20 protein-coding genes are annotated in these 22340 nt (G+C 59.7%); 9 read left to right on the top strand and 11 right to left on the bottom strand.

The window, feature by feature from the left end; genetic code table 11:
- Positions 1–55: 55 nt before the first annotated feature.
- On the top strand, positions 56–928 hold the full coding sequence (locus tag AAGQ88_RS06315; RefSeq protein WP_342654747.1) for a DUF6279 family lipoprotein: 873 nt from the start codon (positions 56–58) through the stop codon (positions 926–928).
- A 55-nt stretch (positions 929–983) separates the two neighbouring features.
- On the opposite strand, the gene AAGQ88_RS06310 is transcribed toward AAGQ88_RS06315, so the two are convergent.
- Positions 984–1406, bottom strand: coding sequence for a transcriptional regulator (locus AAGQ88_RS06310; protein ID WP_285425203.1), 423 nt, complete (start codon positions 1404–1406; stop codon positions 984–986).
- A gap of 179 nt (positions 1407–1585) precedes the next feature.
- Here AAGQ88_RS06310 and AAGQ88_RS06305 point away from each other — a divergent pair, with 179 nt between their 5' ends.
- Positions 1586–1861: a hypothetical protein gene (locus tag AAGQ88_RS06305; RefSeq protein ID WP_285425204.1), complete on the top strand. Its 276-nt coding sequence runs from the start codon at positions 1586–1588 to the stop codon at positions 1859–1861.
- Positions 1862–1965: 104 nt separating this feature from the next.
- Here the strand turns inward: AAGQ88_RS06305 and AAGQ88_RS06300 are convergent, their stop codons facing one another.
- On the bottom strand, positions 1966–3318 hold the full coding sequence (locus AAGQ88_RS06300) for a DEAD/DEAH box helicase (RefSeq protein WP_285425205.1): 1353 nt from the start codon (positions 3316–3318) through the stop codon (positions 1966–1968).
- A 178-nt stretch (positions 3319–3496) separates the two neighbouring features.
- Between AAGQ88_RS06300 and AAGQ88_RS06295 the strand changes: the two genes are divergently transcribed.
- Positions 3497–4750 (top strand): mechanosensitive ion channel family protein, encoded by a 1254-nt coding sequence (locus tag AAGQ88_RS06295; protein WP_342654746.1) that lies wholly within the window; start codon positions 3497–3499, stop codon positions 4748–4750.
- Between the two features lie 116 nt (positions 4751–4866).
- Here AAGQ88_RS06295 and AAGQ88_RS06290 read toward each other — a convergent pair whose 3' ends face one another.
- The 6 genes from AAGQ88_RS06290 to AAGQ88_RS06265 all read right to left on the bottom strand — a co-directional run bounded on the left by AAGQ88_RS06290 (position 4867) and on the right by AAGQ88_RS06265 (position 8442).
- Positions 4867–5112 carry a hypothetical protein gene (locus AAGQ88_RS06290; protein ID WP_342654745.1) on the bottom strand — a complete coding sequence of 82 codons (246 nt, stop codon included), beginning with the start codon at positions 5110–5112 and terminating at the stop codon, positions 4867–4869.
- A 224-nt stretch (positions 5113–5336) separates the two neighbouring features.
- Complete coding sequence (locus AAGQ88_RS06285) at positions 5337–5570, bottom strand: hypothetical protein (protein WP_285425207.1); 234 nt, start codon at positions 5568–5570, stop codon at positions 5337–5339.
- 303 nt (positions 5571–5873) lie between these two features.
- Positions 5874–6107 (bottom strand): hypothetical protein, encoded by a 234-nt coding sequence (locus tag AAGQ88_RS06280; protein ID WP_285425208.1) that lies wholly within the window; start codon positions 6105–6107, stop codon positions 5874–5876.
- Between the two features lie 153 nt (positions 6108–6260).
- Complete coding sequence (locus AAGQ88_RS06275; protein ID WP_342654744.1) at positions 6261–7127, bottom strand: carboxylate/amino acid/amine transporter; 867 nt, start codon at positions 7125–7127, stop codon at positions 6261–6263.
- Positions 7128–7367: 240 nt separating this feature from the next.
- On the bottom strand, positions 7368–7967 hold the full coding sequence (locus AAGQ88_RS06270; protein ID WP_285425210.1) for an FMN-dependent NADH-azoreductase: 600 nt from the start codon (positions 7965–7967) through the stop codon (positions 7368–7370).
- Between the two features lie 160 nt (positions 7968–8127).
- The gene (locus tag AAGQ88_RS06265; RefSeq protein WP_342654743.1) at positions 8128–8442 is read right to left on the bottom strand and encodes a 3-phosphoglycerate kinase; all 315 of its coding nucleotides are present in this window, start codon (positions 8440–8442) and stop codon (positions 8128–8130) included.
- A gap of 60 nt (positions 8443–8502) precedes the next feature.
- Between AAGQ88_RS06265 and AAGQ88_RS06260 the strand changes: the two genes are divergently transcribed.
- The 5 genes from AAGQ88_RS06260 (at position 8503) to AAGQ88_RS06240 (ending at position 13776) form a co-directional block, all read left to right on the top strand.
- Entirely contained in the window at positions 8503–9429 is a 927-nt protein-coding gene (locus tag AAGQ88_RS06260; protein ID WP_285425212.1) for a LysR family transcriptional regulator, read from the top strand.
- A gap of 516 nt (positions 9430–9945) precedes the next feature.
- Positions 9946–10746, top strand: coding sequence for an alpha/beta hydrolase (locus tag AAGQ88_RS06255; protein ID WP_342654742.1), 801 nt, complete (start codon positions 9946–9948; stop codon positions 10744–10746).
- Between the two features lie 6 nt (positions 10747–10752).
- Positions 10753–11067: a hypothetical protein gene (locus tag AAGQ88_RS06250; RefSeq protein ID WP_342654741.1), complete on the top strand. Its 315-nt coding sequence runs from the start codon at positions 10753–10755 to the stop codon at positions 11065–11067.
- A gap of 152 nt (positions 11068–11219) precedes the next feature.
- Positions 11220–11777, top strand: a complete 558-nt coding sequence (locus tag AAGQ88_RS06245) for a peptidylprolyl isomerase (RefSeq protein ID WP_285422594.1) — start codon at positions 11220–11222, stop codon at positions 11775–11777.
- 166 nt (positions 11778–11943) lie between these two features.
- Complete coding sequence (locus tag AAGQ88_RS06240) at positions 11944–13776, top strand: ABC transporter ATP-binding protein (RefSeq protein WP_285422595.1); 1833 nt, start codon at positions 11944–11946, stop codon at positions 13774–13776.
- Between the two features lie 321 nt (positions 13777–14097).
- On the opposite strand, the gene AAGQ88_RS06235 is transcribed toward AAGQ88_RS06240, so the two are convergent.
- Complete coding sequence (locus tag AAGQ88_RS06235) at positions 14098–15225, bottom strand: GNAT family N-acetyltransferase (protein WP_342654740.1); 1128 nt, start codon at positions 15223–15225, stop codon at positions 14098–14100.
- Between the two features lie 281 nt (positions 15226–15506).
- Here AAGQ88_RS06235 and AAGQ88_RS06230 point away from each other — a divergent pair, with 281 nt between their 5' ends.
- Positions 15507–16844, top strand: coding sequence for a putative porin (locus AAGQ88_RS06230; protein WP_285422597.1), 1338 nt, complete (start codon positions 15507–15509; stop codon positions 16842–16844).
- A 196-nt stretch (positions 16845–17040) separates the two neighbouring features.
- On the opposite strand, the gene AAGQ88_RS06225 is transcribed toward AAGQ88_RS06230, so the two are convergent.
- Entirely contained in the window at positions 17041–18162 is a 1122-nt protein-coding gene (locus tag AAGQ88_RS06225; protein ID WP_342654739.1) for a beta-ketoacyl-ACP synthase III, read from the bottom strand.
- 263 nt (positions 18163–18425) lie between these two features.
- Positions 18426–22337 (bottom strand): ATP-dependent RNA helicase HrpA, encoded by a 3912-nt coding sequence (gene hrpA / locus AAGQ88_RS06220; RefSeq protein WP_342654738.1) that lies wholly within the window; start codon positions 22335–22337, stop codon positions 18426–18428.
- Positions 22338–22340 lie beyond the last annotated feature (3 nt).

Genomic DNA, 22340 nt, shown 5'->3' with positions numbered 1-22340 from the left:
ACTGGCATGAACCGACTTGCTCTATAACTGGGAAGTGAACGAGCAAGGAGCTGTCATGCGGAGCGTGCTGAAGACCTGTATGTCGTTGTGCCTGAGCCTGATGCTGGTGGCAGGCTGCAGCCAGATTGGTCTGACCTACCGGCATCTTGATCTGATCATCCCCTGGTCGTTGAACGACTATCTGGACATGAATGCCGCACAGAAGGACTGGCTGGACGACCGCCTGAAAGAGCACCTGAGCTGGCACTGCACCACGCAGATTCCGGGCTATCTGGATTGGCTGGATCGTCTGCAGAACATGGTCGAAACCCAGCAGGTGAACGAGCAGCAGCTCGAGGCTCGCACTGCCGAGGCACGTCAGGCCATTGCAGCGGTTTCCCGAGAGATCACGCCTTCAGCCATTCAGTTGCTCCGCCAGCTCAACGATCAGCAGGTTGCGGAAATGGAATCGGCGTTCGCCAAGGACATGCAAAAGCATGAGGCCGAGTTCGTCGATCAACCGCTGGACAAGCAGATCCGTGATCGCGCCCAACGGATGGAAAAACGCCTGAACCCCTGGATCGGCAAGCTCAGTCCCGTGCAACGAGACCGCGTGATGCAGTGGTCGACATCGCTGGGCGAGCAGAACCGACTGTGGATCGACAACCGCGCTCACTGGCAGTCATTGCTTGTCAGCGCCGTCAAACGGCGCCAGGCGGCAGATTTCGATCAAAAGATTGCCAACCTTCTGCAAGATCGCGAGACCTTCTGGACGCCCGAGTACCGCCAGGCGTATGACCACACGGAACACGCCGCCATTTCACTGATTAGCGACCTCGTCGCACAGAGTTCGCCGGATCAGCGCCAGAAGCTGCTTGAGAAAATCGCTGATGTGCGCAAGGACTTCAAAGATCTGGCCTGTTTGAAAGGGGCGAAGAAAGCGTCCTGAACCAGGACGCCTTCGCTTCGGCAGTGAGTTTGATTGCCCGTCGGGAGCCGGCCGTTCAGATCGCGCCAGGCGATGTCTGAGGCTGCGACGCAATGCTGTCAAACTTCTCAGGATCCAGCGGATCCGCCTGATTATCCAGCGCCTGACGCGGGCCGGTGTCGCCGGGAATACCGCTGTCGATCATGGCCAGCAGGCGTGAACCGCGTGGAGTCAGGACAAAGTTCTCACCGTTTCCGCCCTCCTCCTCAGGCCGCGATTCAATGAATCCGCGTTTCAACAGCAACGCCTCAAGGTCGGCGGCCTGGCTTTTCAGCGCGTCCAGATTGCCCGCACTCTCGCCTTCGGCAGCTTTGGCCGCCGCATGTTCTTCGGCATATTTGCGAGGCGCGAATGTTTTATCGGCGCTGTTCTGTACTTCATGCAGCAGACGCTCGATCAGGTCCCAGTCGTAGCTTTTTTTGTCAGATGCATCAGACATAGTCCAACCTCCAGCAGGGATAGTTACCCGTGACGTCCCGTCATCGGGCTTGGTGCTCTGAAACTGTGACCGAAGCCGTCGACCGCCGTTCAGCCCGCTGGCCGGGCGGTCGGGCGCTGAACTTTTGCCTGAACGCCCCTCTCCACTTCAGTAAGCCCGCAATGGATACCGAGGCAATCATGAAAATCCTGATGAGCATCACCACTGCGCTGACGCTGCTTGCAGCCGTGCCGGTGTGGGCCTGCACACCGGAAGAGGCGGAGGCCAAACGCGAACAGCTGGCGCAGGAGGTGCAAAGGCTGACGCAGCAGAACCCGGCGAAGGCCAAGGAGCTGAATCAAGAGATCAAGGACATGCAGCTGGAGACAGCGGCCAAAGATGTTCCGGACAAATGCCAGTTGATCGATCAGCGCTTGAGAGAGATGGACGAAGCGGCGAAGAAAGCGCAGGGCTGAGTTCAACCCGCTGCCTGCCGCTGACAGGACACTGCAGGCGCCCACTCACGCCTGCAGAACGTCACGTGATCCATGCCCGATCCGGCGCATGGATCAACGAGGCCTTATTCGGAAACCGGCGGACGGGTGACGCGTTTTTTCAACGGCGCCATGCCGTCCTGGCTGACCAGCGATTCGGCCTTCGGACGATTCACCGTCTTGCGCTTGGTCGGGCCCTTGGCGGCTTTTTTCTTCTCGGTAGCCTTCTTGTCGCCTTTCGCGTCAGTCTTTTTCTTCTTCACGCCCACCGCTTTGCCCGAAGCCTTGACCTTCTTCGGCCCGGTGTAGCTGCCTTTGACTTCCTTGATGGTGCGGCGCTCGAACTTCTGCTTGAGGTAGCGCTCGATGCTGGACATCAGGTTCCAGTCACCGTGGGTGATCAGCGAAATCGCCAGGCCTTCTGCACCGGCGCGGCCCGTGCGGCCAATGCGGTGAACATAATCGTCACCCGTGCGTGGCATGTCGAAGTTGATGACCATGTCCAGGCCTTCGACGTCCAGACCGCGAGCGGCCACGTCGGTGGCGACCAGAATCTTCACGCCGCCCTGCTTCAGACGATCGATGGCCAGCTTGCGATCCTTCTGGTCCTTGTCACCGTGCAGCACGAACGTCTTGTATTCCAGCGCCACGAGGCGACCGTAAATGCGATCGGCCATGGCCCGGGTGTTGGTGAAAATGATCGCTTTCTGGTAGGTCTCGTTCGCCAGCAGCCAGTGCAGAACCTGCTCTTTGTGCACGTTATGGTCGGCGGTGATGATCTGCTGGCGGGTACCCGCAGCCAGTTCGCTGACACTGTTGACTTGCAGATGCTGAGGATCCTTCAACACCTTGGCGATCATCTCGCGCAGGCCCGACCCACCGGTGGTGGCCGAGAACAGCATGGTCTGCTGACGGTTGGCGCACTCGCCCGCCAGACGCTCGACGTCTTCGGCGAACCCCATGTCGAGCATGCGGTCGGCCTCATCGAGCACCAGCAGCTCCACCTGTTTGAGGTCCAGATTGCCCGCATTCAGTTGCTCGAGCAGGCGACCCGGCGTGCCGATCAGAATGTCCGGCACCTTGCGCAGCATCGCGGCCTGAACCTTGAAATCCTCACCGCCGGTGATCAGCCCCGCCTTGATGAAGGTGAACTGCGAAAAGCGCTCCACTTCCTTGAGCGTCTGCTGTGCCAGCTCGCGGGTCGGCAACAGGATCAAGGCGCGAATGTCCACGCGAACCTTGGCCGGCCCCATGAGGCGATTGAGCATCGGTAATACGAACGCGGCAGTCTTGCCGCTGCCGGTTTGCGCCGTCACCCGCAGATCGCGTCCTTCCAGCGCCAGCGGAATGGCCGCTGTTTGCACAGGCGTAGGCTCGACGAAATTGAGTTCGGCCACGGCTTTGAGCAGGCGTTCGTGCAGGGCGAATTGGGAGAACACGGGTGTTACCTCGGCGGAATACAAAAAAACAGTCGCATAGGTTACCGGTTTAAGCGGTCTTCGCCGAGTCTCTTTACCTCGAACGGCCTATTTTGTTACCGGATCTGCCGCGCACTGCTTTGTGTTGCTCAACAGTGCTCTAATCGCGCCCTTTTTTTCATCAGGAGAATCTGCGCCCATGGACACTCACTCGATCTGGCTCCGCGCCCAGGAGATCTGGGACCTGCTCGAACACCAACCCGTGCTGCGCGCGACGCTGGGGTTGTTCATGTTGCTGATCGCGGCTTTCGCACTTGGCCGCCTTGCGCGCTTCCTGCTGCTGCACGGTATGAAAGCCCTCGGCCGCCAGCCGGCGCTGTTCTGGCTGAACGACTTTCTGCATAACAAAGTCTTCCATCGACTCGCACAGATCACGCCGTCGCTGGTGATCCAGTTCGGCCTAAACCTGGTGCCCGATCTGACGCCGGTGGCCAGCCACGTGCTGGGTAACGTCGCCCTGGCGTTCACCATCCTCTCGCTGATGCTCACCCTTGGCGCGCTGCTCAATGCGCTGCTGGACATCTACGCCCGTACCGAACACGCCCGAACGCGGTCGATCAAGGGCTACGTGCAGTTGGCGAAAATGATTCTGTATGTGTTCGCCGCGATCATCATCGTCGCAACGCTGATCGACCGCTCGCCGCTGCTGTTGCTGTCGGGCCTGGGCGCGATGTCGGCGGTCATTCTGCTGGTTTACAAAGACACGTTGCTGTCGTTCGTCGCCAGCGTCCAACTGACCAGCAACGACATGTTGCGGGTGGGCGACTGGATCGAAATGCCGCAAGTCGGCGCCGATGGCGATGTGGTGGATATCACGCTGCACACCGTCAAGGTGCAGAATTTCGACAAGACCATTGTCTCGATCCCGACCTGGCGGCTGATGTCCGAATCGTTCAAGAACTGGCGCGGCATGCAGCAGGCTGGCGGTCGGCGGATCAAGCGCAGCTTGTACATCGATGCCAGCGCGGTGCGCTTCGTGTCGGACAGCGAGGAACTGAAACTGACCCAGGTTCGCCTGCTGACGGACTACATGGGCCGCAAGAAAGCCGAGCTCAAAGCCTGGAACGAGGCTCAGGGCAGCGTTGCGGAATTGTCGGCAAACCGGCGCCGGATCACCAATATCGGTACTTTCCGCGCCTACGCGCTGGCGTACCTGAAAAGCCATCCGGACGTTCACCCGGACATGACCTGCATGGTGCGCCAGATGGAGGCGACAGCGCAGGGGGTTCCGCTGGAAATCTACTGCTTCACGCGCACCACCAGTTGGGCCGACTACGAACGCATTCAGGGCGATATCTTCGATTACCTGCTAGCGGTGTTGCCGGAGTTCGGGCTGAGTCTTTATCAGCAGCCGAGTGGATCGGACATGCGGATCGGTCTGGCAAGGTCGTAAGAAATTGGCGCGCAGAGCCGGTGTATACCTGGAAGCAGAGGCTGCGCCTTTTCATCCGCGCAACAAAAAGCCCGGCGTCCGCCGGGCTTTTGATGGTCAGTGCGCGATTGCTGCACTCAGTAACGCTGATACTGCGAGCCGAATTCTTTGCGGTTGTCAGCGACGATAACTGCATTGGTTGATGGGCTGGCGAAAGGTTTGACGCTGGTTTTATCTGCGCCGTCGGCATTGATGGCCGTGGCGTGGATGTAGGTGGGTTCCAGAACGATGGTCTGGCCGGCGGTGGAAGCTTGCGGACTGGCGAAGGCAGAGGTGGCTGCCAGAACCGACAACGCGAAGCCCAGGGCGATGGATTTTTTCATGATCAGTGTCTCCGGTAGTTGGGGGTGAATCGTGGCGTTGAAATCAATCTATTCCCATCGCCGACGAATTAAAAAACACCGCGACTTATGCTGAACATCGATTGCGCTGATAATAGGGAAAGCACTATTGGCGCAATAAACTCCGTCAATCTGACTTTATGATCGAGCAATAAAAAGCCCGGCGTGCGCCGGGCTTTAATGCGTTTGATGCCGTCTTGCTGTAATCAGTAGCGCTGATAGCTGGAACCGAACTCTTTGCGGTTGTCCGCAACGATCACGGCGCTCGACGACTGGGTATCAAAAGGCTTGACGGCGTCTTTGCTGGCTACTTTGCTGTCCAGGACAGTGGCGCTGGAAACATCGACGATAGCGCGTTGGTAGGTTTTTTCCGGAGCGGCAAAAGCAGAACCGGCAGCCAGGATCGAAAGTGCAAAACCGAAGGCGATTGATTTTTTCATGGGGGCGATCTCCGCAGAACTTTGAGTAAGTGGGGTTAATTCGTTTCGTTGGAGCCAAGTTACCCGGCTGTGCTGACAATGGAAAACCAAGCTTGGGCATATTCGACATCAAGCCCGCTGATATAAGGCTTGCAGCCGTCTGGCACGGGCATTCGGGCATTGGATAATGTGCAAACCCTCCCCGAACCCCGCGCAAACGCAAGCAGAATCGGGGCACTATGTAACGACCTTGCATTTATTCCAGGCAAATAAAAAGCCCGGCGTGTGCCGGGCTTTAATGCGTTGCGTACAGTCTTGCCGTTATCAGTAGCGCTGATAGCTGGAACCGAACTCTTTGCGGTTCTCTGCAACGATCACGGTGCTCGACGACTTGGTGTCGAAAGGCTTGATGGCGTCTTTGCTGGCTACTTTGCTGTCCAGGACAGTGGCGCTGGAAACATCAACGATAGCGCGTTGGTAGGTTTTTTCCGGAGCGGCAAAAGCAGAACCGGCAGCCAGGATCGAAAGTGCAAAACCGAAGGCGATTGATTTTTTCATGAGGGCGATCTCCGCAGAACTTTGAGTAAGTGGGGTTAATTCGTTTCGTTGGAGCCAATCTATTCGGTTAGCCCCAACATGAAAAACCAAGCTCGCAGATATCAAACATCAACCTCGATGATGTCAGCAGCGCAGGCGTCTAGCGTCGCTATTTCAGCGATTCAACGGCTGTTTACCGAGTCCGCGCCGACTGATCCACACCGAAAAAACGATCACCAGACCGCCGAAAAACAGCTTGCCGAGGTCTTCGTTCTGCCCCCAGATCAGCAGATTTATCAGCAGGCCGACCGGCACATGCAGGTTATTCATCACCGCCAGCGTGCCGCCGTTGACCATACAGGCGCCCTTGTTCCACCAGTACATGCCAAGCGCCGTCGAACACAATCCCAGAAACAACAGAACAACCCATTGTTGCGGCGCATCGGGCAGATGCTGAGCGTTGCCAAACAGCAGAAACGCGGGAAGCGCGACGGCCAGCGCGCCCAGGTAGAAGAAACCGAAGCGCCGGTAGTGCGGCAGCTCGCTGGGATGGCGCGCCACCAGATGTTTGTACAGCACCTGCCCCGCCGCGTAGGTGAAGTTGGCCAGTTGCAGCAGCAAGAAGCCGCCGAGAAAGTCGGGGTCCACGCGGTCGTACCGAATGATGACCGCGCCGAGCACTGCGACAATCGCCGCCAGCAGCCCCCACGGATTGAAACGGCGATTGAGCGCATCCTCGATCAGCGTCACGTGCAGTGGCGTGAGAATGGTGAACAGCAGCACTTCGGGCACCGTCAGCACACGGAAACTCAAGTACAGGCAGACATAGGTCACGCCGAACTGCAGCGCACCGATCAGCAACATGCCACGCACGAATGGCGCCGGAACCCGACGCCAGTGCGTCAGGGGAATGAACACCAGTCCGGCCAGTACCACACGAATCAGCACGGCGAAGTAACTGTCGACGTGCCCCGCCAGATACACGCCGATCAGGCTGAAGGAAAACGCCTGAATCAGCGTGACGAAAAGTAGATAGCCCATGGTTGCCCCTTTTTTGAAGGCGGCGACCTTAGCGGGTTCGAGCGATGCTGTTCAAGCGATACCCGTCACCCAGGCGGACGGCGGTTGCGCAGACAAGAAAAAAACCGATGACCCGGCGCAATCAGGCGGGTCGATCGGGCAATGCACTCAGGAGCGGGACGAGTGCCAAGGGGAGTCGATGAACGCGAGAATGATCGCTCGGCGGCATTAACGGCCGATTAAGCGATCACTCTCACGCGGTCAGGCGACCTGAGCCAGCCGGGCGATGGCCTGATTGAGGCCTTTCTCGGAGAAATCGCCGCCCATGTTCAGGCCTTCGGCATGAATGAACGTCACGTCGTGGATGCCGACGAATCCCAGCACCTGACGCAGGTAAGGTTCCTGATGATCCAGCGTGCTGCCGGCGTAGATGCCGCCGCGGGCGGTCAGCACGAAAGCGCGTTTGCCTGTGAGCAGACCTTGCGGTCCGGTCTCGCCATACTTGAATGTCACGCCGGCGCGCAGCACGTGGTCGAACCAGGATTTGAGGGTGCTGGGGATCGCGAAGTTGTACATCGGCGCGGCGAGCACCACGACATCCGCCGCCACCAGCTCGTCGGTCAACTCGTTGGAGCGTTCCAGTGCAGCCTGTTCCACGGCGCTGCGCTGATCCTGAGGCTTCATCCAGCCACCCAGCAGGTCGACGTCCAGGTGCGGCACTTGCTTGACTGCCAGATCACGCACGGTGATGTCGTCAGCGGGGTGCGCGGCGCGCCACTGGCTGATGAATTGTTGGGTCAGGCGACGGGAAACGGAGTCTTGCTGACGGGCGCTGCTTTCGATGATCAGGACGCGAGACATGGGTGTGGCCTCCAGCGAATGAATGAGGGGGTTGAATTCGATGGAGTGAAGATTATGCTCGGACAAATCGATTAAAAAGCGCAAAAATCTGCTGCTATACATCTAATAATTTGTTTTATGCAAGGAAGAGCATTACGCTCTCCCTGTCGCAAGGCCTGCGTCAAAGCGGCTCACAGCTGAGCTTGATGCGCAGCTTGACGATCTCGCGGTTGAATTTGGCGGTGACTTCGGTGCTGCTCTTCGGCGCAACCTGCACGCGTCGGGTGCGCGGAGCCTCCGGCCCGTTGCGGAAAACCACGCTGCATTTGGCAGGAACATCGCCGTAGTTGTTCACGGTGATGTTGCCGATGTCATAAGCGGTGTCGTGGCTGTTGTAATCGATCTGCACGCCCTTGAGGTCCTTTTCCACGTCGATCGGGTAGGCAAACGCGCTCAACGGCAGCATGGCCAGCAGCACACAACAGAATTTTTTCATTCGGCAGTCTCCAGACGAGAGTGTGTAAGGACTGCCAGCTTAGGACTAAAGGAGCGAGAGATGAAAGCGCCCCGCGTGACCCTTGATCAATGGCGCACCTTGCAGGCCGTGGTCGACCATGGCGGTTTCGCCCAGGCAGCCGAAGCGCTGCACCGTTCTCAGTCATCTGTCAGCTATACCGTGGCCAGAATGCAGGATCAGCTCGGCGTGCCTTTGCTGCGCATCGATGGGCGCAAGGCAGTACTGACCGAGGCCGGCGAGGTGCTGCTGCGCCGTTCGCGGCAACTGGTGAAGAACGCCAGCCAGCTGGAAGATTTGGCCCACCACATGGAACAGGGCTGGGAAGCCGAGGTGCGGCTGGTGGTGGACGCCGCTTACCCGAACGCGCGCCTGGTTCGTGCGCTGACTGCCTTCATGCCGCAAAGCCGCGGCTGTCGCGTGCGTCTGCGCGAAGAAGTCCTGTCCGGCGTGGAGGAAGTGTTGCTTGAAGGCGTGGCCGATCTGGCGATCAGCGGGTTCAGCATTCCGGGCTATCTGGGCACTGAAATGAGCGACGTCGAGTTCGTTGCCGTGGCGCATCCCGAGCATGCGTTGCATCAGATGCAGCGCGAGTTGAATTTTCAGGACCTGGAAAGCCAGCTTCAGGTAGTGATCCGCGACTCGGGTCGCAACCAGCCAAGGGACGTCGGCTGGCTGGGTGCCGAGCAGCGCTGGACGGTCGGCAGCCTGGCGACCGCGGCCACCTTCGTCAGCAGCGGCCTGGGCTTCGCCTGGTTGCCAAGGCACATGATCGAGCGCGAGATAAAGGAAGGCGTGCTGAAGATCCTGCCGCTGGACAAAGGTGGCAGCCGTCATCCGACCTTCTACCTTTATTCCAGCAAGGACAAACCGCTGGGGCCGGCGACGCAGATTCTGATCGAGCTGATCCAGACCTTCGACACCGCACCGCTCGACGCAGCATTCGCCGCCCCTCAGCAGGTGGTTTGAGGGCAATGCAAGGCTTACAGGTTCAGTGCCGATCATAGAACCCGTGGCAGCGAGCTTGCTCGCGAAGACTGATTTCCGACCGATGCATCTGCGTCGGATGAACCGGCCTCTTCGTGAGCAAGCTCACTCCCACCGGCGTTTTGCAGCGATTCGGAGGCCGAGCCAATGACCAAACCTGTGGGAGAGAGCTTGCTCGCGAAGACTGATTTTTGACCGATGCATCTGCGTCGGAGGTACCGGCCTCTTCGTGAGCAAGCTCACTCCCACCGGGGTTTTGCAGCGATTCGGAGACCGAGCCAATGACCAAACCTGTGGGAGCGAGCTTGCTCGCGAAGACTGATTTCTAACCACCGCATCTCCATAGCATGCAACCGGCCTGTTCCCGGCTAAAGCCGGTCCCACAGACGCTGCAAACTTTCGTAGGACCGGCTTCAGCCGGGAAGGCGTCGGGTGTGATGCCGCTGAACCACGGGCTTCGTGAGCAGGCCCGCCCCTACTCAGATACAAGGATGTCCCATGCCACAGTTCGAACGTGACGGCTGTTCCCTGCACTATGACGAGTACGGCCAAGGCGCGCCGGTGCTGCTGGTCCACGGGCTCGGGTCGAGTGCTCAGGACTGGGAGTATCAGATTCCGGCGCTGGCGCAGCACTATCGGGTGATCGCTGTCGACGTTCGGGGTCATGGTCGCTCCGACAAGCCACGCGAGCGCTACAGCATCGCTGGTTTCAGCGCTGACATCGTTGCCCTGCTCGACCACCTGCAAACCGGGCCTGTGCATTACGTCGGGCTGTCGATGGGCGGCATGATCGGTTTCCAACTGGCCGTCGATCATCCCGGACGGTTAAAGAGCCTGACCATCGTCAACAGCGCGCCGGAGGTGAAGATCAAAAGTTTCGCGGACTGGCGGCAGTTCGCTAAACGCTGGCTGCTGGCACGCGCCTTCAGCATGCACGCCATCGGCAAGGCGCTGGGCAAGAATCTGTTTCCCAGGCCCGATCAGGCCGACCTGCGAGAGAAGATCGCAACGCGTTGGGCGCAGAACGACAAGCGTGCGTATCTCGCCAGTTTCAGCGCGATTGTCGGCTGGGGCGTGCGGGAGAAGTTATCGCGAATCGGTTGTCCGACGCTGGTTGTTACAGCGAAATATGATTACATGGCGGTGGCGCTTAAGGAGTCCTACGTTAGGCTTATTCAAGAGGCGAGGTTGGTGGTCATCGAGGATTCCCGACATGCGACGCCGCTGGATCAACCAGAGGAATTCAATCGGGTTCTGCTGGAATTTGTTCGAGAAGTAGAGGCATCGTCACAGGAGTGACTTGTCATGAAGGCAAGAAAGGAACTGCTGCTTGCAGCAATCGTAGCGGGCGCCATGTTAGCTCAACCGGCATTGGCAGCGTGTCCTGCGGGCTATACGGCAGAGGTGGGTTTGGGGGGGATTGAAGTCTGCGTTCCTAGTGTAGACCGTGTGGTCGTAGATGTGGGCGTCACGGCCGGCAATACCGTCGGGGCGGCAAGTAGCACGGTAGGAAAGGCTGTGGGTGGGGTCACGAACGGGCTAGGTGGTGTTATCGGCGGGCTGGGTAAAACATTGGCGGACACGATCAGCCAATTGACCAGCGGATTTAATTCACCATGACGTCTTGAAACGATGGAGAGGCCTCAAAGCAGGCCTTTCTTTCAACGCAAATAGCGTGATTCAAAACCTCCCCCGCTGTCCAAATCTCTTCAAACGTGCTTCCCTTACGTCCTGTTTTTTTTGCAGTCGACATCAATTTCAGGACTCTGCCCATGCTGAAAAAAATCGCCCTCTCCGCCGCCGCTGCACTGTTCGCCAGCAATCTGATGGCGGCCCCTGCCCCTCATGTCGTGCTGGACACCAGTTTCGGCCAGGTCGAGATCGAGCTGAATCAGGACAAAGCGCCGATCAGCACTCAGAACTTCCTCAAGTACGTGGACAGCAACTTTTACAGCAACACCATTTTCCACCGCGTGATCCCGGGCTTCATGGTCCAGGGTGGCGGCTTCACGGCGCAGATGGTGCAGAAATCCACCAACGATCCGATCAAGAACGAAGCCGATAACGGCCTGCATAACGTACGCGGCACCCTCGCCATGGCGCGCACTTCTGACGTGAACTCGGCCACCAGCCAGTTCTTCATCAACGTTGTCGACAACTCGATGCTCGACCACGGCAACCGGGATTTCGGCTACGCAGTGTTCGGTAAAGTCGTCAAAGGCATGGACGTGGTCGACCAGATCGTCAACGTGCAGACCGGCAGCAAAAACGGCATGCAGAATGTTCCGCTGGACCCGATCCTGATCAAGTCCGCCAAGCGCGTGAACTGAGCTCGACGCCAGTACGAAAGCCGGGCACGTGCCCGGCTTTTACGTTTTCAGGGCAATCACCCGTGAATCAGCGCGAACAATCGCGATTTTCATGTGGTCAGAACAGGGACTGTTCCTGAAGGTCCCTCAGAAAGGAGAGCCCGCTCAAGCGTGGGCGTCATAGCCAATGTTCTATCGTCGTTTTGAACAATTGATCGATATCTTCCGCGACGCGCCCACCGCCGCTCCTCCCAATACCGTCATGTCGTTCTACGTCTACTACCTGCGCCAGGTCTGGCCCAGCTTCGTAGCGCTGTTGGTGGTCGGCCTGATCGGGGCGCTGATCGAGGTGTCGCTGTTCAGTTACCTCAGTCGCATCATCGATCTGGCGCAAGGGGCGCCGAACCCGAATTTCTTCAGTGATCACGCGCTTGAGCTGACCTGGATGGTGGTCGTCGCACTGGTCCTGCGGCCGATCTTCGTCGCGCTGCACGACCTGTTGGTGCATCAGACCATCAGTCCCGGCATGACCAGCATGATCAACTGGCAAAACCACAGCTACGTGCTCAAGCAAAGCCTGAACTTCTTCCAGAACGACTTCGCCGGGCGCATCGCTCAGCGCATCGTGCAAACCGGGAATGCATTGCGCGACTCCGCGGTGCAGACGGTGGACGCGATGTGGCACGTGCTGATCTATTCGATCGGCGCGCTGGTGCTGTTTGCCGAGGCCGACTGGCGCCTGATGATTCCGCTGCTGAGCTGGATCCTCGGCTTCATCCTTGCGCTCTGGTACTTCGTCCCGCGGGTCAAGGCGCGTTCGGTGGTGTCGTCCGACGCCCGTTCGAAACTGATGGGCCGCATCGTCGACGGCTACACCAACATCACCACGCTCAAGCTGTTCGCCCACACCAACTCCGAGCAGCAATACGCCCGCGAGGCCATCAGCGAGCAGACCGAGAAGACTCAACTGGCAGGCCGCGTCATTACCGAAATGGACACGGTGATCACGACGCTCAACGGCATCCTGATCGTCTGGACCACCGGGCTGGCACTGTGGCTATGGAGCCAGTCGATGATCTCCGTCGGTGCTATCGCGCTGGCCACCGGCCTGGTCATTCGCATCGTCAACATGTCCGGCTGGATCATGTGGGTGGTCAACGGCATCTTCGAAAACATCGGCATGGTGCAGGACGGTTTGCAGAGCATTTCGCAGCCTGTCGGCGTGACGGACCGCGAAGCCGCACCGAAGCTTGCGGTCAGCCGTGGTGAGGTGAAATTCGAAGATCTGCAGTTCCAGTACGGCAAGAACAAAGGCGTGATTCACGGCCTGAACCTGAACATCAGAGCAGGTGAGAAGATTGGCCTGATCGGACCTTCCGGTGCCGGTAAATCGACATTGGTGAACCTGCTGCTGCGTCTTTACGACGTACAAGGCGGTCGGATTCTCATTGACGATCAGGACATTTCCCACGTCGCTCAGGAAAGCCTGCGCTCGCATATCGGCATGATCACGCAAGATACATCGCTCCTGCATCGCTCGATTCGCGACAACCTGCTTTACGGCAAACCCAATGCAACCGACGCCGAGCTGTGGGAAGCCATGCGCAAAGCGCGAGCCGACGAGTTCATCCCGCTGTTGTCAGACTCCGAAGGGCGCACCGGTCTGGATGCCCACGTCGGCGAGCGAGGCGTGAAGCTTTCCGGCGGTCAGCGCCAGCGCATCGCGATCACGCGCGTGCTGCTCAAGGACGCGCCGATTCTGATCATGGACGAAGCCACTTCGGCGCTGGACTCGGAGGTCGAAGCGGCGATTCAGGAGAGTCTGGAGACGCTCATGCAAGGCAAGACGGTAATTGCCATCGCGCACCGGCTGTCGACCATCGCGAAAATGGACCGGCTGGTCGTGCTTGAAAATGGCCACATTGCCGAAAGCGGCACCCACTCGGAACTGCTCGCGCACAAAGGGCTGTACGCACGCCTCTGGGCCCACCAGACCGGCGGGTTTGTCGGAGTGGATTGACGAGCACGAAACCTGGGTATTGAGCGTGCTCGCGACGGCTGGTTTTCCAACGCTGCATCTCCACCGGATGCACCGGCCTCTTCGCGAGCAAGCTCACTCCTACAAAAAGCTCGGCATTTGCCGGACGTTTGGTTGAACACATGACCTGTAGGAGTGAGCGTGCTCGCGAAAGCTGCTTTCAACCGCTGCATCTCCATCGGATGCACCGGCCTCTTCTCGGCTGAAGCTGGTCCTATTGACGCTGTGAGCTTTTCGTAGGACCGGCTTTAGCCGGGAAGGCGTCGGGTGTGACGCCGCCGAATCGTGGGGGTCGTGAAGCTGTCAATCCGCCTGCCGATAAGGCAGCGCGCTTCTTGCTTCCTCGGCGTAGGCCAGGATGCCTGCGCGTTCCTGTTGCAGGAAGTCCGCCACCGCTTCACGCAAACCGGGGTGCGCGAGGTAGTGCCATGAATGGGTGATGACCGGCTCGAACCCGCGAATCAGCTTGTGCTCGCCCTGCGCGCCGGCATCGAATCGCTTGAAGCCTTCGGCGATGGCGAAATCCATGCCCTGATAGAAACACGTCTCGAAATGCAGCCGATCGAACTCTGCCAGGCAGCCCCAGTAACGACCGTAAAAACTGTCGCCGCCGATCAGGCTGAACGCCATCGCCACGGGGCGTGCGCCCTGTGTCGCCAGCACCACGCGGATTGCCTCGGGCATGCGCTCGGCCAATAGACTGAAGAACGCCCGCGTCAGGTATGGCGCCTGGCCACGCACTTCGTAGGTGTTCGAATAGCATGCGTAGACGAAGTCCCAATGCGCCTCGCTGAGCTCATGACCTTGCAGCCATTCGAACTCGAAACCCTGCCCCGCCACCTGCTCACGCTCCTTGCGCATTTGCTTGCGCTTGCGTGAACTAAACGCGTCCAGAAAATCCTGAAAGTCGCGATAGCCGCGGTTCTGCCAGTGGTACTGACAGCCGATGCGCTGCAGCCAGCCCTGCTGTTCGGCGAGCAGTCTGTCGGTCATCGGATCGGTAAAGTTCACGTGCACGCTGGACAGCTCTTCAGCCTCGGCATAACCGGGCAGGCAGGCCAGCAACTCGCGGCCATCTTCAGGCGTCTTCGCCAGCAGCCGTGGCCCGCCGACCGGGCTGAATGGCACAGCCACCAGCAACTTGGGGTAATAGGCGATGCCCGCGCGGCGGCAGGCGTCGGCCCACGCGTGATCGAACACGTACTCGCCGTAGGAATGCCACTTGCGGTAGCTCGGCAACGCCGCGATCAACCTCTCACCTTCGTAGTGCAGCAAGTGCTCCGCACGCCACCCGGATCGGGGACCGAGGCTGCCGCTGTCTTCCAGCGAACTGAGAAAAGCGTGGCGCAAAAACGGTGAGTCGCCTGGTATCAGCGCGTCCCATTCTTCGGACGCCAGATCCGACAACCTATCCAATCGATGTAACGACATCTCACTGCTCCCGGTCTTCACGCCAACGTTTGCGCAATATCACCCATCGAAGACGTTTGCACATGAATTTACCCACGACACCGCTCTAGCTCGCGGGTTCAACAGATTTCCAACATGTCATCGACATGCCATCACATAGCCATCCCCCTGTCATAAACGGCCGTAATACTGGCGCCTGTTTTTAGAGCCCCCGGTTCTAAAAACCTCGATTTCTTCCCGCCCGCCAACGGTCGGTTGTTCCCTGGATGGCTTAGTCATCCTTCTCATTTACGGAGATTGATATGCGTCTTGCTTCCACGAAAACTGCGGCAGCCTTGTGTGGCGGGCTGCTGCTGGCCATGAGTGTACCGGCCAGCGCCGCAGTCGACGCGAAACTGCTCGACATGCTCAAGGCCAACGGCTCGATTTCACCTGCTCAGTATGCCGAGCTGCAATCGGAGCTCGCCAAGGATCAGCTGGCTCAACAACAGGCGCAGAAAGCGACCGCTGACCAGATCGCAGCTGCTTCCGCCGCCAAATCGTCGGAGCTGTCCGCGTTCGAACAGAAAGTGGCTTGGGCCGCCAAGACTCAATTCAAGGGCGACGTTCGCGTTCGCCAGGAAACCGTCAAGATCGACGACCAGAACAACAGCCAGGATCGCAACCGTCAGCGTATCCGCGTTCGTCTGGGTGCGTATACCGACATCAACCCGCAGGTCAGCACGGGTATCCGTATCGCCACCGGTGGCGACAACAAGGCCAACTCCACCAACGTCGACCAGAACGACTACTTCACCAAGAAAGACCTGTGGCTGGATCAGGGCTACATCGATTACCACCCGACCGCCATCCAGAACCTGCACATCATCGGCGGCAAGATGGCTCAGCCGTGGGTCAGCGAAGGCGACGTGATCTGGGACAACGACATCAACCCTGAAGGTCTGGCGGCCACTTATAGCCTGCCGGTCACCAAGGGCTTCGAGCTGTTCGGCAGCGCCGGTACCTACACCCTCAAAGACAACATCAGCGGTGAAGGCACGCAATTCAAAAACGACCTGCGCCTGAACGCCGCTCAATTGGGCACACGCATCGCCGTCACTGACAACGCCAAGATGACCGTCGGTGGTTCGGTGTATCAGTACGAAAACGCCAACGACTGTGATCCGACAGCGGCAAGCACCTCGACCACGTTCTGCGGCTTGAACATCAACGGCAACGACACCAACGACTTCCGCCTGTATGAAGGTTTCGGTCAACTGGACTTCACCGGTCTGGCAGTGCCGGTCAGCCTGTACGGTCAGTACGTGGTCAACAGCGCCACCGACAGCGACGAAGACACGGCGTGGCTGGCGGGTGTGAAGACCAAGGTTTTCGGCTTCGGCCTGGACTACAACTATCGCGATACTCAGCGTAACGCAGTGGTTGGCGCCTTCACCGACTCCGACTTCGCCAACGGCACTACCGGTTCGCGCGGTCACAAACTGGGCGTTTCCTACGACATCGACAAGAACTTCTCGGTCGGCGCGACGTACTTCCTGACCAAAGCTGACTTCGCGAACGCCGCCGCACAGGCTGCTCCGCGCAATCAACGCGACAAGGATGCCAACACGCTGCAACTGGACGTCATGGCCAAGTTCTAAGCCAGACGCCGTCTGAATACCCGGTGACAAACTCCAGGCGGCCCGCTCCCGTCGCCTGAAGCGCTCCAGACTTCCAGCCCGCCGTTGCCCTGTCGGATCCCCATCATCCGTTCCGACAGCTCAGCGCCGGGCTTTTTTGTCGTCAGGCGATACGCCGGACAACCCTGCCTCATCGACCGCGGTCATTCAGGGCGCATCACTTCTTGCGCAGAATCACACTGCCAATCGAATAGCCCGCGCCAAACGAGCTCAACACGCCGAGCGCGCCGGCTGGCAGATCGTCCTGATACGTGTGGAAAGCGATCACCGAACCTGCCGAGCTGGTATTGGCGTAGCTGTCGAGAATGACCGGCGCTTCTTCGACGGAGGCGTCACGCCCGAGCAGTTTTTTCACGATCAAGTGGTTCATGCTCAGGTTCGCCTGATGCAGCCAGAAGCGCTTCACGTCGCTGACATTCAGACTGGTTTCGTCCAGGTGCGCCGCCACCAGTTCGGCGACCATCGGGCAGACGTCGCGAAAGACCTTGCGGCCTTCCTGCACGAACAGTTTGTCCGGTTTGCCCTCACCTTCCTCCGCCGTGCGATTGAGGAAGCCGAAGTTGTTGCGGATATTGTTGGAGAACGTGGTCAGCAGCTTGGTGCTGACGATCTCGAATTGATGCGCGGAGGTCGCCAGATCGGCGCGCTCAACCACGACCGCCGTCGCCGCGTCACCGAAAATGAAGTGGCTGTCACGGTCGCGGAAATTCAGATGGGCCGTGCAGATTTCCGGACTGATCACCAGCAGCGCGCGGGCCTGACCCAGCTTGACGCTGTTGCACGCAGTCTGGATGCCGAAGGTGGCCGACGAGCAGGCGACGTTCATGTCGAAACCGAAACCCTGAACGCCCAGCGCCGACTGGATTTCGATCGAGATGGCCGGGTACGCACGCTGCAGGTTGGAACAGGCGACGATCACGCCATCGATGTCGGCAGCAGTTCTGCCGGCGCGCTGCAAGGCTTGTTCGGCAGCGGCCACACCCATCTGACAGAGGATCGACCACTCATCGTTGGAGCGCTCGGGCAGGCGCGGCTTCATGCGCTGCGGGTCGAGAATGCCGTCCTTGTCCATGACGAAGCGGCTCTTGATACCACTGGCCTTCTCGATGAACGCGGCGCTGGATTCGGTCAGCGGCTGAACGTCACCCGCTTCGATAGCAGCGGCATTCTCTGCGTTGAACTGGGGGACGTAGGTGTTGAAAGACTGCACCAGTTCATCGTTTGAAATGCTGTTGGCCGGGGTGAAAAGTCCGGTCCCACTGATCACGACGTCGTACACGGTCGTTCCTCTCTCTTGGATGGCAGCAGACAAGTCGCCTGCGCAAGCATGGTCCTGGCTGTTTTGGAACGACAGTACCAATGCAACGATAAATTCCCCCGTATACGGGAGATCAATATGGGTAACGCTTTGAGGTTTTAGCCGCGAAGTTTGCCATAACGGCCGAGATTTGGCGCTATCGATGCACTGAACGGCAGCCCGTTAATCCCGCTTATAACCGACCTTTGGGGTGAGCCTGGCGATTCGGATAGTCCACGAAAGAGTCACCCTTCCACCGCCGCCCACTGTTTACTCAGGCGCTTGTCGGAAATCGGCACCTTCGTTCCCAACTGCTGGCCGAACAGCGAGACGCGATACTCCTCGAGCCACCAGCGATAGGTCACCAGTTCGTCGTCGCGCTTGCCTTCCTGGGCATGCTTGTCGGCGCGAGTCTGGTATTGCGCCCAGAGATTGCCCAGCTCGATGCTCCAGACCCGGTCTTTCTGCACCTGACTGCCCAGTTTCTCCAGTCGCAGCTCGATGGCTTTGAGGTAGCGCGGCAGCTCTTTGAGCCACTGTGCCGGAGTTTCACGCACGAATCCCGGATACACCAGCTTGCCCAGTTGCGCCTTGATGTCGTTGAGCGCAACGGCCTGAGCCAGATCGATCTTGCCCTTGAAGCGCTTTTGCAGGCCATGCCAGAGCTTGAGAATTTCCAGCGTCAGCTTCGCCAGCCGCTCGGCATGCTCGGTCAGCGCCCCTCGCTTGCGCTCGGCCAGCGACATCAGCCCGGCGCCGTCGCGAGGCAGACTGGCCTCGCCCTCCAGGATGCAGGTGTCCAGGCTCGCCAGCAGAATGTCTTCGATCAGTGCGTCGACCCGGCCCATGTCGCGATACAGCAACGCAAGCTCGGTCTGACCCGGCAGTTTGCTGCGCAGGAATTTTGCAGGCTCGGCCAGCTGCTGCAACAGCAGGCGTTGCAGGGCCCGACGATGCTGATACTCGGCCTCGGTCTGGGTCGAAAAACGGCCCTCTTTGACCGTGCCGTTTTCTTCGACCAGCGCCGGGTAGACCGTCATCGACAACCCGGCGATGTTCTGCTGGGTCTTCTCCGCGACCGCCGCAAAGCCCTTGGCTTCGACGGGTTGCTGACTTCTGGCCGACTGCGGCACCGCGAGGGCGGCCTGGCCGGCCTCGGCAAAACGCGCGGTCAGCTCATCCAGATCACGACCTTCGCCGAGGAACTTGCCGTTGGCGTCGACCACTTCCAGATTCATTTTCAGATGGCTTTCCAGCTGTTGCGCTGCCTCGGCCCAAGCGTCGTCGGACACCCGTGCGCCGGTCATGCGCAGCAGCTCGCGGCCCAATGCCTGCGGCAGCGAGCCGTCGGCGAACACCATGCGCTGCAGCGCGGCCTTGACGAAATCAGGCACTGGCACGAAGTTCTTGCGCAGCGCTTTGGGCAGATTGCGCACCAGCGCGACACATTTGGTCTCCAGCAGCCCAGGCACCAGCCACTCCAGCCGCTCGGCCGGTAACGACAACAGCAACGGCGCCGGCACGCGCAACGTCACGCCATCGCGCGGATGATTGGGTTCGAAGTGATACGTCAGCGGCAGGGTCAAATCGCCCAGGCGCAGCGTGTCCGGGTACTGATTGGCGGTGACTTCGCTGGCCTCGCGGGCGAGCACGTCCTCCTCGCGCATGATCAGCAACTGCGGGTTCTTCTGGCTTTCCATGCGATACCAGGCGTCGAACGTCGCCGTCTGGTGGATTTCGGCAGGCAGTCGCTCGTCGTAGAACCGGAACAGCGTTTCCTCGTCAGCGAGAATGTCACGGCGCCGCGCCTTGGCTTCGAGCTCGTCAAGTTGCTCGAGCAGGAGGGTATTGGCGCTCAGGCATTTGGCCCGCGACTGAATCTCGCCACGCACCAGCCCTTCACGGATGAAGAGCTCGCGGGAAACCACCGGATCGATCGGCCCGAAGTGCACGGGACGCCGGCCAACGACGATCAGGCCGAACAAGGTGATCTGCTCGAAGGCCACGACTTGCCCGCGCTTTTTCTCCCAGTGGGGCTCGAAATGGTTCTTCTTGACCAGATGCCCGGCCAGCGGCTCGATCCAGTCTGGCTCGATCTTGGCGACCATTCGCGCGTAGAGCTTGGTGGTCTCCACCAGTTCGGCGGCCATGATCCATTGTGGGCGTTTTCTGCCAAGACCCGAGGATGGATGCACCCAGAACCGTCGCTGACGCGCGCCCAGGTAATCGCCTTCTTCGGTCTTCTGGCCGATCTGGCTCAACAGGCCCGACAGCACGGCCTTGTGGAATTTCGGGTAGTCGGCCGGATCCTTGTTGACGGTCAACTGCAGGTCGCGGCAGATCAGGCTCAACTGACGGTGAGAGTCACGCCACTCACGCAGGCGCAGGTAGTTGAGGAAGTTGCGCCGACACCAGTTGCGCAACGGGCTGGCGGTCAGCGCCTGGCGCTGCTCCTCGAACCCACGCCACAGATTGACCAGCCCGGCGAAGTCCGAATCCTGATCTTTCCACTGTGCATGAGCCTGATCGGCCGCCTGCTGGCGTTCCGGCGGACGCTCTCGCGGATCCTGAATCGACATGGCGCTGGCGACGATCAGCACTTCCTGCAAGCTGCCCTGCTTGGCAGCCTCCAGCAGCATGCGGCCCATGCGCGGGTCCACGGGCAGGCGCGCCAGTTGGCGCCCCAGTGGCGTCAGCTGGTTCTCGCGGTTGACCGCCGACAGCTCTTGCAGCAGGTTGAAACCGTCGCTGATGGCTTTGCCATCGGGCGGCTCGATGAACGGAAAATCAGTGATCTGGCCCAGACGCAGGTGCAGCATCTGCAGGATAACGGCTGCCAGGTTTGTGCGAAGAATCTCGGGATCGGTGAATTCAGGACGCGAGAGGAAATCTTCCTCGCTGTACAGGCGCACGCATAACCCAGGCTCGACACGGCCGCACCGGCCCTTGCGCTGGTTGGCACTGGCCTGGGAAATGGCTTCGATGGGCAGCCGCTGGACCTTGGCGCGATAACTGTAGCGACTGATGCGCGCAGTGCCCGTGTCGATCACGTAGCGGATGCCGGGCACGGTCAGCGAGGTTTCAGCGACGTTGGTCGCCAGCACCACGCGACGTCCCGGATGCGACTGAAAAATCCGTTGTTGTTCGGCCGGCGACAGCCGCGCATACAGCGGCAGGATTTCGGTGTGTCGGAGCTGCGCTTTGCGCAGCATTTCGGCGGCATCGCGAATTTCACGTTCGCCGGGCAGAAACACCAGCACGTCGCCCGGCGATTTGCGTTCACTGCGTTCGAAGGCCGCCAGCTCGTCCAGCGTGGCGAGAATCGCCTGATCGACGGTCAGGTCCTCCTCGACGCTGTTGCCCTCTTCATCCTGCTCGGCGGTCAACGGCCTGTACCAGGTGTCGACCGGAAAAGTGCGACCGGAGACCTCAATGATCGGCGCCGTGTCGAAATGCTGGGAGAAGCGCTCAAGGTCGATGGTCGCGGAGGTGATGATGATCTTCAGATCCGGGCGCCGCGGCAGCAGGGTTTTCAGGTAGCCCAGCAGGAAATCGATGTTCAGGCTGCGCTCGTGGGCTTCGTCGACGATGATCGTGTCGTAGCGTTCGAGAAAGCGGTCATGCTGGGTTTCGGCGAGCAGGATGCCGTCGGTCATCAACTTGATCAGGGTGTTTTCATCACTCTGGTCTTCGAAGCGCACCTGATATCCCACCAGCGCGCCCAACGGCGTGCCGATTTCTTCCGCGACCCGGCTGCCGACGCTGCGGGCAGCGATCCGGCGGGGCTGGGTGTGACCGATCAGACCGTGCTGGCCGCGGCCGATTTCCAGGCAGATTTTCGGCAGCTGGGTGGTCTTGCCCGAGCCGGTCTCGCCCGCGATGATCAGCACCTGGTGCTTGAGCAGTGCATCCTTGATCTCATCGCGCTTGGCCGCGATGGGCAGATTTTCGTCGTAGCGAATCGACGGCACACTTTGCTTGCGACTGGCGACCCGCGCGCACGACGCCTGCACACGCTCGACCCACTGCGCCAACTTCGCCTCGTCGGGCTTCTTGCGCAGCTCATGCAACTGACGGCGCAAGCGATGACGATCACTGATCATCGCGTGGTCAAGGCTTTTCAGCAGTTGGTCGATTGAGGTCGATTCGTCGGTCATCAG

Origin of the sequence: Pseudomonas sp. F3-2 (assembly GCF_038804275.1) — a bacterium.
Taxonomy (GTDB): domain Bacteria; phylum Pseudomonadota; class Gammaproteobacteria; order Pseudomonadales; family Pseudomonadaceae; genus Aquipseudomonas.
This window is presented reverse-complemented; position numbering and strand designations above follow the sequence as displayed.

Excerpts from the sequence above, each read along its gene's own strand:
- AAGQ88_RS06315 (WP_342654747.1), top strand. The coding sequence starts at position 56 with ATGCGGAGCGTGCTGAAGACCTGTATGTCGTTGTGCCTGAGCCTGATG.
- AAGQ88_RS06310 (WP_285425203.1), bottom strand. The coding sequence starts at position 1,406 with ATGTCTGATGCATCTGACAAAAAAAGCTACGACTGGGACCTGATCGAG.
- AAGQ88_RS06305 (WP_285425204.1), top strand. The coding sequence starts at position 1,586 with ATGAAAATCCTGATGAGCATCACCACTGCGCTGACGCTGCTTGCAGCC.
- AAGQ88_RS06295 (WP_342654746.1), top strand. The coding sequence starts at position 3,497 with ATGGACACTCACTCGATCTGGCTCCGCGCCCAGGAGATCTGGGACCTG.
- AAGQ88_RS06290 (WP_342654745.1), bottom strand. The coding sequence starts at position 5,112 with ATGAAAAAATCCATCGCCCTGGGCTTCGCGTTGTCGGTTCTGGCAGCC.
- AAGQ88_RS06285 (WP_285425207.1), bottom strand. The coding sequence starts at position 5,570 with ATGAAAAAATCAATCGCCTTCGGTTTTGCACTTTCGATCCTGGCTGCC.
- AAGQ88_RS06280 (WP_285425208.1), bottom strand. The coding sequence starts at position 6,107 with ATGAAAAAATCAATCGCCTTCGGTTTTGCACTTTCGATCCTGGCTGCC.
- AAGQ88_RS06275 (WP_342654744.1), bottom strand. The coding sequence starts at position 7,127 with ATGGGCTATCTACTTTTCGTCACGCTGATTCAGGCGTTTTCCTTCAGC.
- AAGQ88_RS06270 (WP_285425210.1), bottom strand. The coding sequence starts at position 7,967 with ATGTCTCGCGTCCTGATCATCGAAAGCAGCGCCCGTCAGCAAGACTCC.
- AAGQ88_RS06265 (WP_342654743.1), bottom strand. The coding sequence starts at position 8,442 with ATGAAAAAATTCTGTTGTGTGCTGCTGGCCATGCTGCCGTTGAGCGCG.
- AAGQ88_RS06260 (WP_285425212.1), top strand. The coding sequence starts at position 8,503 with ATGAAAGCGCCCCGCGTGACCCTTGATCAATGGCGCACCTTGCAGGCC.
- AAGQ88_RS06255 (WP_342654742.1), top strand. The coding sequence starts at position 9,946 with ATGCCACAGTTCGAACGTGACGGCTGTTCCCTGCACTATGACGAGTAC.
- AAGQ88_RS06250 (WP_342654741.1), top strand. The coding sequence starts at position 10,753 with ATGAAGGCAAGAAAGGAACTGCTGCTTGCAGCAATCGTAGCGGGCGCC.
- AAGQ88_RS06245 (WP_285422594.1), top strand. The coding sequence starts at position 11,220 with ATGCTGAAAAAAATCGCCCTCTCCGCCGCCGCTGCACTGTTCGCCAGC.
- AAGQ88_RS06240 (WP_285422595.1), top strand. The coding sequence starts at position 11,944 with ATGTTCTATCGTCGTTTTGAACAATTGATCGATATCTTCCGCGACGCG.
- AAGQ88_RS06235 (WP_342654740.1), bottom strand. The coding sequence starts at position 15,225 with ATGTCGTTACATCGATTGGATAGGTTGTCGGATCTGGCGTCCGAAGAA.
- AAGQ88_RS06230 (WP_285422597.1), top strand. The coding sequence starts at position 15,507 with ATGCGTCTTGCTTCCACGAAAACTGCGGCAGCCTTGTGTGGCGGGCTG.
- hrpA (WP_342654738.1), bottom strand. The coding sequence starts at position 22,337 with ATGACCGACGAATCGACCTCAATCGACCAACTGCTGAAAAGCCTTGAC.